Annotated in this window: 17 protein-coding genes; 15 read left to right on the top strand and 2 right to left on the bottom strand. The window is 58.2% G+C overall.

Annotated features, from left to right (window positions below):
• Window positions 1-10: 10 nt before the first annotated feature.
• Window positions 11-1,708: a ribulokinase gene (locus tag ABFX35_RS02205; RefSeq protein WP_346078920.1), complete on the bottom strand. Its 1,698-nt coding sequence runs from the start codon at window positions 1,706-1,708 to the stop codon at window positions 11-13.
• Window positions 1,709-2,047: 339 nt separating this feature from the next.
• Between ABFX35_RS02205 and araC the strand changes: the two genes are divergently transcribed.
• The 11 genes from araC (at window position 2,048) to rihA (ending at window position 11,838) form a co-directional block, all read left to right on the top strand.
• A complete protein-coding gene (gene araC, locus ABFX35_RS02200) occupies window positions 2,048-2,893 on the top strand; it encodes an arabinose operon transcriptional regulator AraC (protein WP_346080825.1) in 846 nt (281 codons plus the stop codon).
• A gap of 202 nt (window positions 2,894-3,095) precedes the next feature.
• On the top strand, window positions 3,096-4,151 hold the full coding sequence (locus ABFX35_RS02195) for a PhoH family protein (protein ID WP_346078918.1): 1,056 nt from the start codon (window positions 3,096-3,098) through the stop codon (window positions 4,149-4,151).
• Window positions 4,148-4,621, top strand: coding sequence for an rRNA maturation RNase YbeY (ybeY, locus tag ABFX35_RS02190; protein WP_121554798.1), 474 nt, complete (start codon window positions 4,148-4,150; stop codon window positions 4,619-4,621). The genes ABFX35_RS02195 and ybeY overlap by 4 nt, the downstream gene beginning before the upstream one ends.
• Window positions 4,622-4,697: 76 nt before the next feature.
• Window positions 4,698-5,576, top strand: a complete 879-nt coding sequence (corC, locus tag ABFX35_RS02185) for a CNNM family magnesium/cobalt transport protein CorC (protein WP_279023974.1) — start codon at window positions 4,698-4,700, stop codon at window positions 5,574-5,576.
• A 7-nt stretch (window positions 5,577-5,583) separates the two neighbouring features.
• The gene (lnt, locus tag ABFX35_RS02180; RefSeq protein ID WP_346078916.1) at window positions 5,584-7,119 is read left to right on the top strand and encodes an apolipoprotein N-acyltransferase; all 1,536 of its coding nucleotides are present in this window, start codon (window positions 5,584-5,586) and stop codon (window positions 7,117-7,119) included.
• A 187-nt stretch (window positions 7,120-7,306) separates the two neighbouring features.
• Entirely contained in the window at window positions 7,307-7,531 is a 225-nt protein-coding gene (locus tag ABFX35_RS02175; protein ID WP_279023971.1) for a hypothetical protein, read from the top strand.
• The gene (locus ABFX35_RS02170; RefSeq protein ID WP_279023969.1) at window positions 7,518-8,414 is read left to right on the top strand and encodes an amino acid ABC transporter substrate-binding protein; all 897 of its coding nucleotides are present in this window, start codon (window positions 7,518-7,520) and stop codon (window positions 8,412-8,414) included. Before ABFX35_RS02175 ends, ABFX35_RS02170 begins: the two co-directional genes overlap by 14 nt.
• Before the next feature lie 220 nt (window positions 8,415-8,634).
• On the top strand, window positions 8,635-9,375 hold the full coding sequence (locus tag ABFX35_RS02165) for an amino acid ABC transporter permease (protein WP_095845479.1): 741 nt from the start codon (window positions 8,635-8,637) through the stop codon (window positions 9,373-9,375).
• On the top strand, window positions 9,375-10,049 hold the full coding sequence (gltK, locus tag ABFX35_RS02160) for a glutamate/aspartate ABC transporter permease GltK (RefSeq protein WP_279023967.1): 675 nt from the start codon (window positions 9,375-9,377) through the stop codon (window positions 10,047-10,049). The genes ABFX35_RS02165 and gltK overlap by 1 nt, the downstream gene beginning before the upstream one ends.
• Window positions 10,049-10,774, top strand: a complete 726-nt coding sequence (locus ABFX35_RS02155) for an amino acid ABC transporter ATP-binding protein (RefSeq protein WP_121554801.1) — start codon at window positions 10,049-10,051, stop codon at window positions 10,772-10,774. Before gltK ends, ABFX35_RS02155 begins: the two co-directional genes overlap by 1 nt.
• Window positions 10,775-10,905: 131 nt before the next feature.
• Complete coding sequence (gene rihA / locus ABFX35_RS02150) at window positions 10,906-11,838, top strand: pyrimidine-specific ribonucleoside hydrolase RihA (protein ID WP_346078912.1); 933 nt, start codon at window positions 10,906-10,908, stop codon at window positions 11,836-11,838.
• A 582-nt stretch (window positions 11,839-12,420) separates the two neighbouring features.
• Here rihA and ABFX35_RS02145 read toward each other — a convergent pair.
• A complete protein-coding gene (locus tag ABFX35_RS02145; protein WP_095845483.1) occupies window positions 12,421-12,903 on the bottom strand; it encodes a zinc ribbon-containing protein in 483 nt (160 codons plus the stop codon).
• Between the two features lie 319 nt (window positions 12,904-13,222).
• Between ABFX35_RS02145 and leuS the strand changes: the two genes are divergently transcribed.
• The 4 genes from leuS to nadD are packed head-to-tail and all read left to right on the top strand — an operon-like array spanning window position 13,223 to window position 18,056.
• Window positions 13,223-15,805 carry a leucine--tRNA ligase gene (gene leuS / locus ABFX35_RS02140; RefSeq protein WP_346078909.1) on the top strand — a complete coding sequence of 861 codons (2,583 nt, stop codon included), beginning with the start codon at window positions 13,223-13,225 and terminating at the stop codon, window positions 15,803-15,805.
• 13 nt (window positions 15,806-15,818) lie between these two features.
• Complete coding sequence (lptE, locus tag ABFX35_RS02135; RefSeq protein WP_279023960.1) at window positions 15,819-16,373, top strand: LPS assembly lipoprotein LptE; 555 nt, start codon at window positions 15,819-15,821, stop codon at window positions 16,371-16,373.
• On the top strand, window positions 16,370-17,401 hold the full coding sequence (holA, locus tag ABFX35_RS02130; RefSeq protein WP_346078907.1) for a DNA polymerase III subunit delta: 1,032 nt from the start codon (window positions 16,370-16,372) through the stop codon (window positions 17,399-17,401). Before lptE ends, holA begins: the two co-directional genes overlap by 4 nt.
• Entirely contained in the window at window positions 17,394-18,056 is a 663-nt protein-coding gene (nadD, locus tag ABFX35_RS02125; RefSeq protein ID WP_346078905.1) for a nicotinate-nucleotide adenylyltransferase, read from the top strand. The genes holA and nadD overlap by 8 nt, the downstream gene beginning before the upstream one ends.
• Window positions 18,057-18,212: the final 156 nt, after the last annotated feature.

Here is an 18,212-nt window from a genome sequence, read left to right as displayed (position 1 = left end):
CGTCGTGTCCTTAGTGGATCGGAGCTGCCGGTGCGCCGGACGGCGCGGCAGAGGGGAGATAAAGCGGTTCCGCGCGGGCGGCCCACTGCTGATAGCGGTGGTAAAGCGCATCGAAACGCGCCGCGCGCGCAGGCGCCGGTTGCAACGTGGTCGCTATCTGGCTGGCCATCGCCCGCTGCGCGGCGGCAATATCCGGGTGTTGCCGCGCCGCGACGGCGGCAAAAATCGCCGCCCCCAGCGCACAGCATTGGTCGGAGGCCACAATCTGTAATGGGCGATTAAGCACGTCGCAGCACACCTGCATGATGGCCGGCGATTTGCGCGCGATGCCGCCCAGCGCCATCACCGCATTCACCGCAATGCCCTGCTGGGTAAAACATTCCATGATGGCGCGCGCCCCGAAGGCGGTGGCGGCGATCAAACCGCCGAACAGCGCCGGCGCGTCGGTCGCCAGGTTGAGATCGCTAATCACCCCTTTTAGCCGCTGGTTGGCGTTCGGCGTGCGGCGGCCGTTAAACCAGTCCAGCACCACCGGCAAGTGCTCCAGCGACGGATTGCTGGCCCAGGCTTCGGTCAGCGCGGGCAAAAGCTGTTGTTTGCTGCGCTGGAGCTGTTCGCGCAGTTCGGGATGCGCCAGCGCCAACTGATCGAGCGGCCAGCCGAGTAAACGGCCGAACCAGGCGTAGATATCGCCGAAGGCCGACTGCCCGGCTTCCAGCCCGATAAAACCCGGCACCACGCTGCCATCCACCTGGCCGCAAATCCCCTTCACCGCGTGGCTCCCCACCGTGGTTTTGTCGGCGATCAGAATGTCGCAGGTCGAGGTGCCGATCACTTTCACCAGCGTATTCGGCGCCGCCCCGGCGCCTACGGCGCCCATGTGGCAGTCAAACGCCCCGCCGGCAATCACCACGCTTTGCGGCAACCCCAGACGGCGCGCCCATTCGGCCGACAGCCGCCCGACCGGGCGCTCCGCCGTCCAGGTCGTGGTAAACAGCGGGTAGGCCAAATGTCGATTGATCAGCGGATCGAGGCTATCGAAGAACTCGGCCGGCGGCAGGCCGCCCCAGCTTTCATGCCACAGTGACTTATGCCCGGCGCTACAGCGGCCGCGGCGGATGTCTTGGGGCCGGGTGGTGCCGGACAGCAGCGCCGGCACCCAGTCGCACAGCTCAATCCACGACGCCGCCGCCTGTGCGACGGCAGTATCCGCGCGGGTCACGTGCAGGATCTTAGCCCAAAACCACTCGCTGGAGTAAATACCGCCGATATAGCGCGAATAATCCGTCCGGCCCGGCTGGTGGCAGAGCCGGGTAATAGCTTCAGCTTCCTCCACCGCCGTATGGTCTTTCCACAGCACAAACATGGCATTGGGGTTATCGGCAAATTCAGGGCGCAGCGCCAGCACATCGCCCGCGGCGTCGATCGGTGCAGGCGTTGAGCCGGTGCTATCTACGCCGATGCCGCAGACGGCGGCGCGCTGCGTCTCATCCAGCTCGGCCAGCACGGCAATTAACGCCTCCTCCATGGCCTCAATGTAATCCCGTGGATGATGGCGGAACTGATTATTGGCGGCATCGCAATAGCGCCCTTCCCGCCAACGCGGATACCAGGCCACCCGAGTGGCCAGTTCCGTTCCCCGCGCACAGTCAACCGCCAACGCACGGACGGAATCACTGCCGAAATCCAGACCCAGCGCTATCGCCATTTTTGCACTCCCCGAGTGAATCAGATGTGCATAGACAATAGGGGCCGGCCGGGCAGAAGCGTCAGGCGGTATGCGCTGAAAACATGGATAAAACGGCTATGCCAGCGGAAATTGTGAAGCAGCGCAAACTCTTGATGCGGATATGCCGGCCCACGGGCTGCAAGCGGCTATGCTCATCACTGACGTAGGCAGAACCTGCCATTACGGCGATTCCGGCGCGCACGCGGGCTGAAGCGCGTGCTGGCCGCGCGTTCGCTTTTAGCCGGGTTTCAGCCCACCATGGCCGCCCTGGCGCATGGACAATCAGTTTCTTTCAACGCCTGGAGAACCCGCCTTATGATGAATGAGAAACAAACCGATCCTCTGCTGCCGGGCTACTCTTTCAACGCGCATCTGGTGGCCGGGCTGACGCCGATCGAAGCCGAAGGGCCGCTGGATTTTTTCATCGACCGCCCGCAGGGCATGAAAGGCTATATCCTCAACCTGACGGTACGCGGGGAAGGCATTATCAATAACCTGGGCAGCCACTACCTGTGCCGCCCCGGCGATATGCTGCTGTTCCCGCCCGGCGAGATCCATCACTACGGGCGCGCGCCGCGAAGTGAACGCTGGCATCATCAGTGGGTCTACTTTCGGCCGCGCGCCTACTGGCAGGAGTGGTTGAACTGGCCGGTGCTTTTTGCCCGCACCGGCTTCTTCCGCCCGGACGAAACGCAGCAGAGCCGCTTTGCACAGCTGTTTCAGCAGATGATCGACGCAGGGCGCGATGCCGGGCATTACTCGGAGCTGTTGGCCATCAACCTGCTGGAGCAACTGTTGCTGCGGCGCATGGAGGTTATTAACGCGTCGTTAAAACCGCCGCTGGACAGCCGGGTGAGCGACGCTTGCCACTTTATCAGCGATCATCTGGCCGACCGTAGCGTCAATATCGCCAGCGTCGCGCAGCACGTTTGCCTCTCGCCTTCCCGTCTTTCACATCTGTTCCGCCAGCAGCTTGGCGTCAGCGTGCTTACCTGGCGCGAAGATCAGCGCATCAACCAGGCCAAATTACTGCTCAGCACCACCTGCATGCCCATCGCCAGCGTCGGCAATATCGTCGGTTATGAAGACCAGTTCTATTTTTCGCGCGTGTTCAGAAAATACACTGGCGTCAGCCCCAGCCAGTTCCGCACCGGCTATGCCTAAGCACTAGCCGTTCAGCGCGGGCTTTTCCCCTGCAATGCACACCTGTCGAGCAGTTTTTATTAACAACAGCAGTGGTAAACTTGCGCCGATGCCCGACAGCATGAATAATTCAAGGTAAGCCATCAGGGTTCGCCCTGTCCGCGCGCGTCCCGTGACGCGCTACGTGCTATCAACCAGGCCCTATGTGACCTAGAGGAATAGTTTGAACGTCGCAACACAAGAAATCCTGCTAGAGCCCGCAGACAACCAACGCCTGCTCAGTCTGTGCGGCCCGTTTGATGACAATATCAAACAACTCGAGCGCCGGTTGGGGATCGAAATCAACCGCCGTGACAACCGCTTCAAGCTGGTGGGCAAGAACCTGTGCGTGAACGCCGCCGCTGATATTCTGCGCCACCTGTATGTGGACACCGCCCCGATCCGCGGCGTGATCCCCGATATCGAACCGGAACAAATCCATCTGGCCATTAAAGAGAGCCGGGTGCTGGAGCAGGTGGCCGACAGCGTGCCGGAATACGGCAAAGCGGTTAACATCAAAACCAAGCGCGGCCTGGTCAAACCGCGCACGCCGAACCAGGCCCAGTACATCGCCCATATTCTGGATCACGACATCACCTTCGGCATTGGCCCGGCGGGCACCGGGAAAACCTATCTGGCGGTTGCGGCCGCGGTAGATGCCCTGGAGCGCCAGGAAATCCGCCGTATCCTGCTGACCCGCCCGGCGGTGGAAGCCGGTGAGAAACTGGGCTTCCTGCCTGGGGATTTGAGCCAGAAGGTCGATCCTTACCTGCGGCCGCTGTATGACGCCCTGTTCGAAATGCTGGGCTTTGAGCGCGTTGAAAAACTGATTGAACGCAACGTGATTGAAGTCGCGCCGCTGGCCTATATGCGTGGCCGCACGCTGAATGATGCCTTTATCATTCTTGATGAAAGCCAGAACACCACCATCGAACAGATGAAGATGTTCCTGACGCGCATCGGCTTTAACTCCAAGGCGGTGATTACCGGCGACGTTACGCAGATCGACCTGCCGCGCAACCAGAAATCCGGCCTACGCCACGCGGTGGAAGTATTGTCGGAAGTGGAAGAGATCAGCTTCAACTTCTTCCATAGCGAAGACGTGGTGCGCCACCCGGTGGTCGCGCGCGTGGTTATCGCTTATGAAGCCTGGGAAGCGGCGGAGCAAAAACGCAAAGAGGCGGTTGCCGAGCAGCGCAAACGCGAAGCCCAGCTGGCTTCCAGCCAGGAGGCGCCATGAGCCAGGTTATTCTGGACTTGCAGGTCGCCTGCGAAGACAGCGGCGGCCTGCCGGACGAGGCCACCTTCCAGCGCTGGCTAGAGGGGGTACTGCCGCAGTTCCAGGAAGAGGCGGAAGTGACCATTCGCCTGGTGGATGTTGCCGAAAGCCACAACCTGAACCTGACCTACCGCGGGAAAGACAAGCCGACCAATGTGCTGTCGTTCCCGTTCGAAGCGCCGCCGGGCATTGAGTTGCCGCTGCTGGGCGATCTGATCATCTGCCGCCAGGTGGTTGAACAGGAAGCCGCAGAGCAGAACAAAGCGCTGGAAGCCCACTGGGCGCATATGGTTGTCCACGGCAGCCTTCATCTGCTAGGGTATGACCACATCGAAGACGATGAAGCCGAAGAAATGGAGTCTTTGGAAACCGAGATCATGCAGGCCATGGGCTACCCAGACCCGTATCTCGCGGAAAAAGACCCCGCTTAACGCCGGCCGTTTGCCCCGTACTGGGGCAACGCCCGGCTTTCTCTACTCTGACATGAGTGATATTAACTAAAACGCCATGAGCGACGACCATTCACAAAGCAATGACAGCCCCAGTCCCAAGAAGGGGTTCTTTACTCTTATCCTTAATCAGCTGTTCCACGGCGAACCTAAAAACCGTGGCGATCTGGTAGAGCTGATCCGTGATTCCGAACAAAACGATCTGATCGATCCCGATACCCGCGACATGCTGGAAGGCGTGATGGATATCGCCGAACAGCGCGTGCGCGATATCATGATCCCCCGCTCCCAGATGGTAACGCTGAAACGCAACCAGACGCTCGAAGAATGCCTGGACGTGATTATCGAATCCGCTCACTCACGCTTTCCGGTGATCAGCGAAGACAAGGATCACATCGAAGGCATTCTGATGGCCAAGGACTTGCTGCCCTTCATGCGCACCGACTCCGAACCGTTCAGCATTGATAAAGTGCTGCGTACCGCAGTGGTGGTGCCGGAAAGCAAGCGCGTTGACCGGATGCTGAAAGAATTTCGTTCCCAGCGTTATCACATGGCTATCGTCATTGACGAGTTTGGCGGCGTTTCCGGCCTGGTCACCATCGAAGATATTCTGGAACTGATCGTCGGCGAGATCGAAGACGAATACGACGATGAAGAAGACGTGGATATTCGCCAGCTTAGCCGCCACATGTATACCGTGCGCGCGCTGACCGATATCGAAGACTTCAACGAGACCTTCGGCACCCATTTCAGCGATGAGGAAGTCGATACCATCGGCGGCCTGATTATGCAGGCGTTCGGCCACCTGCCGGCGCGTGGGGAAACCATTGAAATTGAAGGTTACCAATTTAAAGTGGCGATGGCGGATAGTCGACGTATCATCCAGGTTCATGTAAAAATTCCGGACGACTCCCCGCAACCGCAACTGGAAGATTAAATTTCACATGGCTAAAGCCTCTCTACTTGAACGCCAGCGGGTTCGCGCCCTGCTGGCGCTGTTGTCTGGTGCCTGCGGCACGTTGGCCTTCTCGCCGTATGATTTCTGGCCTGCCGCCATCGTCGCCCTGTTTGGCCTGTTGGCCGTCACCCTGTCCCGCTCGCCCCGGCAAGCGGCCCTGCTTGGTTTTATCTGGGGGCTGGGGCTGTTCGGCAGCGGCGTCAACTGGGTTTACGTCAGCATCGCCGATTTCGGCGGCATGCCGTTTGCCGTCAATATCTTCCTGGTGGCGCTGCTGGCGGCCTATCTGTCTTTATACACCGGCCTGTTCGCCGGGCTGTTGGCGCGCCTCTGGCCGCGTACCAACCTCTGGCGGCTGGCGCTCGCCGCGCCGGCCCTGTGGCAGCTTACCGAATTCCTGCGCGGTTGGGTGTTGACCGGCTTCCCCTGGCTGCAGTTTGGCTACAGCCAAATCAATGGGCCGCTGAAAGGCGTGGCCCCATTGTTGGGGGTTGAAGGGATTACCTTTATTCTGGTGTCGCTCAGCGGGGTACTGGTTTATGCCTGCAACCAACGGCGGCTCATCCCGGCGATCGTCGCCGCCGCCATGCTGCTGCTGCCCTGGCCGCTGCGCCAGTTGCAGTGGTTTACCCCGCAGCCGGAAAAAGCCGTCAACATCGCCATGGTGCAGGGCAACATCGCCCAGTCAATGAAGTGGGATCCGCAGGCGCTGGTCAGCACGCTGCAAACCTACCTCGACGAAACCCGCCCCCTGATGGGAAAAGCGCCGATCATCATCTGGCCGGAATCGGCTATCCCGGATTACGAAGCCGCACAGAATGGTTTCCTGACCATGGTGGACGATCTGATGCGGGCGAAAAACAGCAGCCTGGTGACCGGCATTGTCGATGTGCGGGCCACGCCGCAGGGCAACCAGATCTTCAACAGCGCCATTGTGCTCGGTGAACCAACGCCATACCGTTACCCGGCGCAAAACCGCTACGATAAGCACCATCTGGTTCCTTTCGGCGAGTTTGTGCCGCTGGAAACCCTGCTGCGGCCGCTGGCGCCGTTCTTTGATTTGCCGATGTCCTCTTTCAGCCGCGGTGCTTACGTGCAGCCAGCGCTGAGCGTGCGGGGGCTCAAGCTGACGGCGGCGATTTGCTATGAGATTGTGCTGGGCCAACAGGTGCGCGATAACTTCCGCCCCGATACCGACTTCCTGCTGACCATCTCCAACGATGCCTGGTTTGGCCATTCGATCGGCCCGTGGCAGCATTTCCAGATGGCGCGCATGCGCGCGTTGGAATTGGGCCGCCCGCTGTTGCGCAGCACCAACAACGGCATCACCGCCGCCGTCGGGCCAACCGGCGAAGTGATGGCCAGTATCCCGCAGTTCACCCGTGGCGTACTGGATGTCAACGTGACCCCCACCCGCGGCATCACGCCCTATGCCCGTTTTGGTGCAATGCCCGTCTGGATCATCACCGCCCTGCTGGGCGCGCTGGCGCTGATCGCCGGCTGGCGCCGCGGCAACCGTTAACCCGCAGGCAGGCACAGCGCACTGTGCCTGCCATGCGCAAATCCGCCTGTGAAGGCACCTGCAGGCGTCTCCCGCCCCGTACAACCAGCAAGGCTGGCACACTCCTTGCTTTAGTTATCTCGTGATTTATCGCAGGTTTACTTTTGGTGACATTTAACGGCCAATTAGCACAATGCCGGAGCACAGCATGCACTTTATTGGTGCCGAACGCCTTTTATGCATTAATTTGGTGCGCTTGATGTCGCAAAAAACGAAACATTTTAGTTTCAACCTGTTCACAATCGACTATTTTCAAACGGTAATCTGCTCCAGGGCTATCTTTATAACAGAGCAAAAAGCAACCGTTGAAACTTGGCGCGTTTTAGCCAAAGCCATCACAACAGCAAAGGAGTTGGACCATGCAAATGCGTAAATTGGCGTTATCGTTACTGCTGATCGGTATGGCAAGTAGCGTCGCCCATGCGGAAGAGCTGACCGGTACGCTTAAAAAGATTAAAGACAACGGCGTGATTGTTGTTGGTCACCGCGAATCGTCAGTACCTTTCTCCTATTACGACAACCAACAGAAAGTGGTGGGCTACTCCCAGGAGTATTCCAACCTGATCGTTGATGCCATCAAGAAAGAACTGAACGAACCCAACCTGCAGGTGAAAATGCTGCCTATCACCTCGCAAAACCGTATCCCGCTGCTGCAAAACGGCACGTACGACTACGAGTGCGGTTCCACCACCAACAACCTGGAGCGCCAGCAACAGGCGGCCTTCTCCAATACCATCTTTGAGATCGGTACCCGCCTGCTGGTGAAAAAAGGCTCCGACATCAAAGACTTTAAAGACCTGGCCGGCAAAACCGTGGTCGTTACCTCCGGCACCACCTCTGAAATTCTGCTGAACAAGCTGAACGACAACGACAAAATGAAGATGCGCATTATCAGCGCCAAAGATCATGGCGACTCTTTCCGTACGTTGGAAAGCGGCCGTGCGGTTGCCTTCATGATGGATGACGCCCTGCTGGCCGGTGAACGTGCAAAAGCGAAAAAACCGGGTGACTGGGTGATTGTCGGCACGCCGCAATCCAAAGAAGCCTATGGCTGTATGCTGCGCAAAGACGATCCGCAGTTCAAAAAACTGGTTGATGACACCATCGCCCAGGCGCAAACCTCCGGTGAAGCCGCCAAATGGTTTGATAAATGGTTCCAACAACCGATTCCACCAAAAAACCTTAACATGAATTTCGAACTGTCCGACGACATGAAACAACTGTTCAAAGCACCTAACGATAAAGCAGTTCAGTAAGTTGAAAAACAGCGCCGGCCAGGCCACAAACCTGGCTGGCCTGGTTGATGGCTGGGACAGACAGGCATGCGGGGGGCCGTTCCCCTCCCGCTTTTCCCCGTTTTACTCACTATCGGCATTTCGCCAATAAGCCAGGAAAACCCAACTGGCGGCAAAAGGCCAAAAATACTGTAAGTCATCAATGTTTGGGGTGCTCTGTGCCCGCTTAACGGAGTTTTTTATGTCAATAGATTGGAACTGGGGTATCTTCCTGCAGCAGGCCCCGTTTGGGAATACCACCTACCTTGGCTGGCTGTGGTCCGGCTTCCAGGTGACGGTAGCTCTCTCCATCTGTGCTTGGATCATCGCTTTTTTTGTCGGTTCCCTGTTCGGTATTCTGCGAACCGTGCCTAACCGCTTTCTTTCTTCCCTGGGTACCTGTTACGTGGAGCTGTTCCGTAACGTACCGCTGATTGTGCAATTCTTCATTTGGTATCTGGTGGTTCCGGAACTGCTGCCGGTGGATATCGGCATGTGGTTTAAAACCGAGATCGACCCCAACACGCAGTTCTTCGTTTGCTCAACCGTCTGCCTGGGGCTGTTTACCGCAGCACGCGTGTGCGAACAGGTTCGCGCCGCCATCCAGTCATTGCCGCGCGGCCAGAAAGCCGCCGGGCTCGCCATGGGCCTGACGTTGCCGCAAACCTACCGTTATGTGCTGCTGCCGAACGCCTACCGCGTTATCGTGCCGCCCATTACCTCTGAAATGCTGAACCTGGTGAAGAACTCCGCCATCGCCTCAACGATCGGGCTGGTGGATATGGCCGCACAGGCCAATAAGTTGCTCGATTACTCCGCGCACGCCTATGAATCCTTTACTGCAATCACGCTGGCTTATATCGGCATTAACGCCGTCATTATGATAATCATGCGTTTCGTCGAACAGAAAGTGCGGTTGCCAGGCAACATGGGGAGTAAATAATGTACGAATTTGATTGGGGTTCCATTGTCCCAAGCTTCCCTTACCTGTTACAGGGGCTGGGCGTCACGCTGAAAATTACCGTTACGGCGGTGATTTTCGGTATCATCTGGGGCACGATTCTGGCGGTGATGCGTTTGTCGCCGTTCAAGCCGATCAGTTGGTTCGCGATGCTGTACGTCAACCTGTTCCGCTCCGTGCCCCTGGTGATGGTGCTGCTGTGGTTCTACCTGGTGGTGCCGAGCTTTTTGCAACAGGTTCTGGGACTGTCGCCGAAAACCGATATTCGCCTGATTTCGGCTATGGTAGCCTTTTCCCTGTTTGAAGCGGCTTATTATTCGGAAATTATCCGTGCCGGTATCCAGAGCATCTCCCGTGGCCAATCTTCAGCCGCCCTGGCGCTGGGTATGACCCACTGGCAATCGATGCAGCTGGTTATCCTGCCGCAGGCGTTCCGCGCCATGGTGCCGCTGCTGCTGACGCAGGGCATCGTGCTATTCCAGGATACCTCACTGGTGTATGTGCTGAGCCTGGCGGATTTCTTCCGCACCGCCACGACGATTGGCGAGCGCGACGGCACGCAGGTTGAAATGATCCTGTTCGTCGGTCTCGTCTATTTTGTTATCAGCCTTGCCGCCTCGGCGTTGGTAAGCTATTTGAAGAAAAGGACAGTTTGATGATTTCCCTGAAAAACGTTTCTAAATGGTATGGCCACTTTCAGGTGCTGACTGATTGCTCCACGGAAGTAAAAAAAGGTGAGGTAGTCGTCGTCTGCGGTCCTTCCGGCTCGGGCAAGTCTACCCTGATTAAAACCGTCAATGGCCTGGAGCCGATTCAGAAAGGGGAAATCCTGGTGAACGGCACGCAGGTGAACGATAAAAAAACCAACCTGGCGCATCTGCGTTCCAAGGTCGGCATGGTGTTCCAGCATTTTGAACTGTTCCCACACCTGTCGATCATCGAAAACCTGATCCTGGCGCAGGTGAAGGTTCTCAAACGCGATAAGGCCGCCGCACGCGACAAGGGCCTGAAGCTGCTGCAGCGCGTTGGCTTGTCGACGCATGCGGATAAGTACCCGGCGCAACTTTCCGGCGGCCAGCAACAGCGCGTGGCGATTGCACGCGCGTTGTGTATGGATCCTATCGCCATGCTGTTCGACGAACCCACTTCGGCACTGGATCCAGAAATGATCAACGAAGTGCTGGACGTAATGGTTGAGCTGGCGCAGGAAGGCATGACCATGATGGTGGTCACCCACGAAATGGGCTTTGCCCGCAAAGTGGCGCACCGCGTGATCTTTATGGACGAGGGCAAAATCGTCGAAGACCGTAAAAAAGATGATTTCTTCACCAACCCGGAATCTGACCGCGCCAAAGATTTCCTGGCGAAAATCCTGCACTGATCGCTCTCTTCAAGCGCCCCCTATGGGGCGCTTGCTTTTGTTATGCTGCCCCAACCAACCCGATTGAGGAAGAAAAACGCCGTGCCCATGAGCGTTATGCTGCTGAGGTAACCCGGCCAAGGAGATAACAGATGCCCCGCCCGATTATTATCGATTGCGATCCCGGCCTTGATGACGCCATTGCCCTGGCGATGGCGCTGCGTTCACCCTCGCTGGATGTAAAAGCCGTCACCACCTCCGCCGGCAACCAAACGCCGGAAAAAACGCTGCACAATACCCTCGGCTTGCTGACGCTGATGCAGCGCACGGATATTCCCGTCGCCGCCGGCGCGGCCAAACCGCTGATGCGCGAACTGGTGATCGCCGAACATGTCCATGGTAAAACCGGCATGGGCAATACTCACCTGCCAACGCCGGGCTGCAGCCCGGTGAAGCAGAGCGCGGTAGAGCTGATCGCCAGCCTGCTGCGCAGCGCGCCGGTGCCGATAACGCTGGTGGTCACCGGCCCAATGACCAATATAGCCCTGCTGCTGGCCCAGCGTAGCGAACTGAAGCCGCGCATCGAGCAGATTGTGTTTATGGGCGGCGGGATACACGCCGGCAACGCCACGCCGGTGGCTGAGTTTAATATTTATGTGGATCCGGAAGCCGCCGAAATCGTCCTGCAGTCTGGCGTTCCGCTGGTGATGGCCGGCCTTAACGTAACTCATCAGGCGCTGGTGTTGCCGCAAGAAGCCGAACGCATCCGCGCCATCGGCAACCCGGTCGCCACGGCGGTAGCTGAAATGCTGGATTTCTATCTGCCGCTTTATCTTCAGCACCCGCGCGGCCTGCCGGGCGCCGCCATGCACGATCCCTGCACCATCGCCTGGCTGCTGGCGCCGGCGCTGTTCAACAGCCGCCAGCTTTGGGTGGGTGTGGAAACCAAGGGAGAGTATACCCTGGGCCAGACAGTAGCGGATGAGTTCCGGCAAAACGGCAAGCCGGCCAATGTGGAGGTTTTGACGCATATCGATCGCGCCGGCTTTGTAGATTTACTGGTGGAGTGCGTTTCCCGTTATTGAACCGGCTTCCCCTCACCCTAGCCCTCTCCCCAAGGGAGAGGGAACCGACCAGTGCGACTACCTACCCACTGAGAGAGGGAACCGGCCTTAAGCTCATTTTCCCCTCACCCTAGCCCTCTCCCCAAGGGAGAGGGAACCGGCCGGTGCAACTATCTACCCACCGAGAGAGGGAACCGGCCTTAAGCTCCTTTTCCCCCTCACCCTAGCCCTCTCCCCTAGGGAGAGGGAACCGAACCGTGCGGCTACCTACCCACCGAGAGAAGGAACCAACCTTAAGCTCATTTTCCCCCTCACCCTAGCCCTCTCCCCAAGGGAGAGGGAACCGAACCGTGCGGCTACCTACTCACCGAGAGAGGGAACCGACCTTAAGCTCATTTTCCCCCTCACCCTAGCCCTCTCCCCAAGGGAGAGGGAACTGGACCGTGCAACTACATAACCCCCGAGAGAAAAAACAGGCCGGTGCGACGATACATGCCGCAGAACAGCCATCACTTTAGCTTCGCCAGGCGAGTTTTAGTCACCCCACCGGCCCACAACGCCGGGCTGCTCCCTCTCCCTGCGGGAGAGGGTTGGGGTGAGGGCTCAAGGCTCAAACGGCCGCCTCTGGAACTGGTCATGCCCGCATTTTGGGCAGAGCGGCAACACCTCCGGCGTGTAAAAAGCCAGATGATAATGGCATTTCTCACACACCAGATTGCCCAGCCCGACCACCTCGCCGCTGTGATAAACCCCGTGGTGGCTCACGTCTTTGAACACTTCCCGCCACTCAAGCTGGGTTTTATCGGTGATATCCGCCAACTCCTGCCACAGGCTCTCTTTAATCACCCGCATAAAAACGCTGTCGGTAAAATCTTCCTGGTTCTCGCCGTAGCTTCTGGCGAACTCTTCCAGATCGCGCCGGACGGCCTGGGTAAGCTGTGCGATCTCGGTACGCGTCATATCCCCGGCGGCGTTCAGCCGCTGTTCGGCGCTGGCGACCAATGCATCAATATCACGTTCCCCCGCCTTCAAACGTTCCGTGAGTGATGACAGCAATTCCCGGTAATGCTCAGTTACCTTGTTCATAGTCTCTCCTCGTGAAGCGGTGCGACAGGATTGTCTTCCTACGTTACCCCCTACCATTTTAGCCGTAAATTACTGATGTCACTCGCTTGCGGCACAATTGTACAAATGTGAACCCGATCGTAGCGGGGATTTTTAAATCCGGCGGCACAGAAACGCTTAGTGTTGTTGCCAAGAGCCCTTATCAGCTATGCTATGCGGATCTATCTATAAACCAAAAGCTACGGATTTATACCCGATGGGCTTCAAGGCGCGGCCAGTCAGGCTGCGTGCGCGAAGGCAGAAGGTATAGTGTTTTACACCTATAGGACCACCAGCCGCCATGCAAGAGCAATACCGTCCAGAAGACATAGAGCCGAACGTACAGCTTCACTGGCAAGAGAAGCAAACATTCAAAGTTACCGAAGATCCCAGCAAGGAAAAGTACTACTGCCTGTCGATGCTGCCGTACCCATCCGGGCGCCTGCACATGGGGCACGTACGTAACTACACTATCGGTGACGTCATCTCGCGTTACCAGCGCATGCTGGGTAAAAACGTGCTGCAGCCGATTGGCTGGGATGCATTCGGTCTACCGGCGGAAGGTGCTGCGGTAAAACACAATACGGCGCCGGCGCCGTGGACTTACGACAACATTGAATACATGAAGAACCAGCTGAAACTGCTGGGTTTCGGCTATGACTGGGATCGCGAGATCGCCACCTGCAAACCCGACTATTACCGCTGGGAACAGTGGTTCTTCACCAAGCTGTATGAAAAAGGCCTGGTTTACAAGAAAACCTCTGCGGTGAACTGGTGCCCGCACGATCTGACCGTACTGGCCAACGAACAGGTTATCGACGGCTGCTGCTGGCGCTGCGACACCAAGGTCGAGCGCAAAGAAATCCCACAGTGGTTCATCAAAATCACCGCTTACGCCGATCAACTGCTCAACGATCTGGACACGCTTGAAAGCTGGCCGGAGCAGGTGAAAACCATGCAGCGCAACTGGATTGGCCGCTCCGAAGGGGTTGAAATCACCTTTGATGTCGCCAGCAGCGATGAGAAAGTAACGGTTTACACCACCCGCCCGGATACCTTTATGGGCGCCACCTACGTGGCCGTTGCCGCCGGCCACCCGTTGGCACAGCAGGGTGCCGCCAACAATCCGGAACTGGCCGCCTTCATCGAAGAGTGCCGCAATACCAAGGTTGCCGAAGCGGAAATGGCCACCATGGAGAAAAAAGGCATGGCCACCGGCCTGTATGCCATCCACCCGCTGAACGGTGAAAAGTTGCCGATCTGGGTAGCCAACTTCGTGCTGATGGAATATGGCACCGGCGCGGTCATGGCGGTTCCAGCCCATGACCAGCGCGACTGGGAGTTCGCCAGCAAATATGGCCTGACCATCAAACCCGTGATCCGTAATCTGGACGGCAGCGCGCCGGACGTCAGCCAGGCGGCGATGACCGATAAAGGCACGCTGTTCAACTCCGGCGAGTTTGATGGGCTGGATCACGAAGCCGGCTTCAACGCCATCGCCGATAAACTGGTGGCGCAGGGCGTGGGCCAACGCAAGGTTAACTACCGCCTGCGTGACTGGGGCGTTTCCCGCCAGCGTTACTGGGGCGCGCCGATCCCAATGGTCACGCTGGAAGACGGTACCGTAATACCGACCCCGGAAGATCAACTGCCGGTGATCCTGCCTGAAGACGTGGTGATGGACGGCATCACCAGCCCGATCAAAGCCGATCCAGAATGGGCGAAAACTACCGTCAATGGGCAGCCAGCGCTGCGTGAAACCGATACCTTCGATACCTTTATGGAATCCTCCTGGTACTATGCGCGCTACACCTGCCCACAGTACGACAAAGGTATGCTCGATCCGGCCGCGGCCAACTACTGGCTGCCGGTGGATCAGTACGTGGGCGGTATCGAACACGCAATCATGCACCTGATGTATTTCCGCTTCTTCCACAAGCTGATGCGCGATGCCGGCCTTGTGGATTCCGACGAGCCGGCCAAACGCCTGCTGTGCCAGGGGATGGTGCTGGCAGATGCCTTCTATTACATCGGCAACAGCGGCGAACGCATTTGGGTTTCCCCGGTTGACGTGACCGTCGAGCACGATGACAAAGGCCGTATCGTCAAGGCGACCGACAAACAGGGCCGTGACGTGGTCTATGCCGGCATGAGCAAAATGTCGAAGTCGAAAAATAACGGCATCGACCCACAAGAGATGGTAGAAAAATACGGTGCGGACACCGTGCGCCTGTTCATGATGTTCGCCTCACCGGCGGAAATGACCCTCGAATGGCAGGAATCCGGCGTCGAAGGGGCAAACCGCTTCCTGAAGCGCGTCTGGAAACTGGCTTACGATCACACCGGTAACGGCGTCGTTCAGGCATTGGACGTTGCCGCGCTGAATGAAGATCAAAAAGCGCTGCGCCGCGATCTGCACAAAACCATCGCCAAAGTGACCGACGATATCGGCCGCCGCCAGACCTTCAACACCGCTATCGCAGCGATTATGGAGCTGATGAACAAACTGGGCCGTGCGCCGCTGGAAAGCGAACAGGATCGCGCCCTGATGCAGGAAGCGCTGCTGGCCGTGGTGCGCATGCTGTATCCGTTCACGCCACACTTCAGTTTCAGCCTGTGGCAAGCGCTGGGCGGCGAAGGCGATATCGACACCGCACCATGGCCTGTGGCTGATGAAGCCGCGATGGTTGAAGACTCCAAACTGGTGGTGGTACAGGTTAACGGTAAAGTCCGCGCCAGAATCACCGTGCCGGCCGATGCAACCGAACAGCAGGTACGCGAACGCGCTGCAGAGGAACATCTGGTGGCGAAATATCTGGAAGGGGTTACCGTGCGTAAGGTGATCTATATTCCAGGCAAACTGCTTAACCTGGTTGTGGGTTAAACAAGGAGGCGTTGTGCGACATCGTATTATCACGTTGTTGCTGGGGTTGGCGGTGCTGGTCACCGCCGGCTGTGGTTTCCACCTGCGCGGCACCACGCAGATCCCGGCTGAAATGAAAACCATGCTGCTGGACAGCTACGATCCTTACGGGCCGCTAACCCGCGCCGTGCGTGAACAACTGCGCCTGAATGATGTGACCATTGTCAAAGACGCGATGCGCAAGGATATTCCTTCCCTGCGCATCACGGGTTCCACCGTGGGCCAGGATACGGTTTCTATCTTCCAGGATGGGAAAACCGCGGAATACCAGTTGGTGATGAATGTCAGCGCCCAGGTGTTAATCCCTGGCCACGATGTTTATCCGCTCAACATTAGCGTGTTCCGCTCTTTCTTCGATAACCCGCTGACCGCGCTGGCGAAAGATTCCGAGCAGGAAATCATCCTGCAGGAAATGCGTGAGCAGGCTGCCCAGCAGCTGGTGCGTAAACTGCTGTCGGTGCATGCCGCCGAGGAAGACGCTCAGCATAAGGCCGCCGCTAACAAAGCGGAAAGCCGCGTAGCCCCATGACCCGCCTCTATCCAGAACAACTTGCCGCGCAACTCCGTGAGGGGTTGCGCGCTTGTTATGTGTTAAGCGGAAATGAACCGCTGCTGCTGCAAGAGAGCCAGGATTTAATCCGCCAGGCGGCGCAGCAGCAACAGTTCAGCGAGCATTACAGCATCACGCTTGATCCCCATACCGACTGGGGCGCCATTTTTAACCTGTGCCAGTCAATGAGCCTGTTCGCCAGCCGCCAGACGCTGCTGCTGATCTTCCCGGATAGCGGCCCAACAGCGCCGATCGGCGAACAACTGGTCAAACTGGCCGGGCTACTTCACGATGACATTCTGCTGATCCTGCGCGGCCCGCGCCTGACCAAAGCACAAGAGAACAGCGCCTGGTTCAAGGCACTGGCGCCCAAGGGCGCATACGTAGTCTGCCAAACGCCTGAGCAGGCACAGTTGCCCCGCTGGGTCGCCGCGCGCGCCAAAGCCATGGGGCTGGAGCTCGACGATGCCGCCAATCAGCTGCTGTGCTATTGCTATGAAGGCAACCTGCTGGCGCTGGCGCAGGCGCTGGAACGCCTGGCACTGCTGTACCCGGACGGCAAACTGCCGCTGCCCCGCGTTGAGCAGGCGGTGAACGATGCCGCCCACTTCACCCCCTATCACTGGCTGGATGCCCTGCTGGCGGGGAAAAGCAAACGCGCCTGGCATATTCTGCGCCAGTTGCAGCAGGAAGACGCCGAACCGGCGATCCTGCTGCGCACCCTGCAGCGTGAATTACTGCTGTTACTGACGCTGCAACGGCGCATGGCGACCACGCCGTTGCGCACGCTGTTCGATCAGCACAAAGTGTGGCAGAACCGCCGCAATCTGATCACTCAGGCGCTGCAGCGCCTGTCCGGGGTCCAGTTGCAACAGGCCGTGCACCTGCTGGCGCAGGTGGAACTGACCCTGAAGCAGGACTATGGTCAGACCGTCTGGCCGGAATTGGAAACCCTGTCGATGCTGCTGTGCGGCAAACCTTTGGCCACGAGTCTTTCTGATGTCTGATAACGCAGAACCCATCACCACGCTGCACGCCCTGTTCGGCGGCACGTTTGATCCGATCCACTACGGCCACCTGCGCCCGGTTGAAGCGCTGGCGGAAAAAGTCGGGCTGAAGCAGGTTACGCTATTGCCAAACCATGTGCCGCCGCACCGGCCGCAGCCGGAAGCCAATGCCCGGCAGCGTTTGAAAATGGTTGAACTGGCGATTGCCGATAACCCGCTGTTCACCGTTGACGATCGCGAACTGCACCGCACCACCCCTTCCTATACCATTGAAACGCTGGAGGCGATCCGCAAACAACGCGGCGCCGCCCAACCACTGGCGTTTATTATCGGCCAAGACTCATTGCTGACATTGCACAAGTGGCACCGCTGGCAGGATCTGTTAACCTACTGTCATCTGCTGGTGCTGGCGCGCCCGGGCTACCGCAACCACATGGATACGCCGGCGCTGCAACAGTGGCTGGAACAACACCAGGTGACGGACAGCGCCTTATTGCGCCAATGGCCGCAGGGCGCCATCTATCTGGCGGACACGCCATTGCTGGATATTTCCGCCACCGAGATCCGCGATCGGCGGCACCAGGGCATCAGTTGCGACGATCTGCTGCCCCGTTCGGTGCAACGCTATATCGAGTTGCAGGGTTTATATCGTTAGCCAAAGGTGCATGCTATACTGCGCCGCTATTTTTCCGGTAACGGCTGGAAGGCTTGGCAACACTGGCTCGCCCGCGTCCAACGGCTGCGTTCTGCCGATTACCATGAATATTGGCCGTGTGCAGGTGGTAGCCTGCCTACGCTGAATGAACAAAAA

This window comes from Gibbsiella dentisursi (assembly GCF_039539505.1).
Classification (GTDB): Bacteria; Pseudomonadota; Gammaproteobacteria; order Enterobacterales; family Enterobacteriaceae; genus Gibbsiella; species Gibbsiella quercinecans.
Note: the sequence above shows the minus strand (reverse complement) of the source record. Positions and strands in the feature narration are given on the sequence as shown.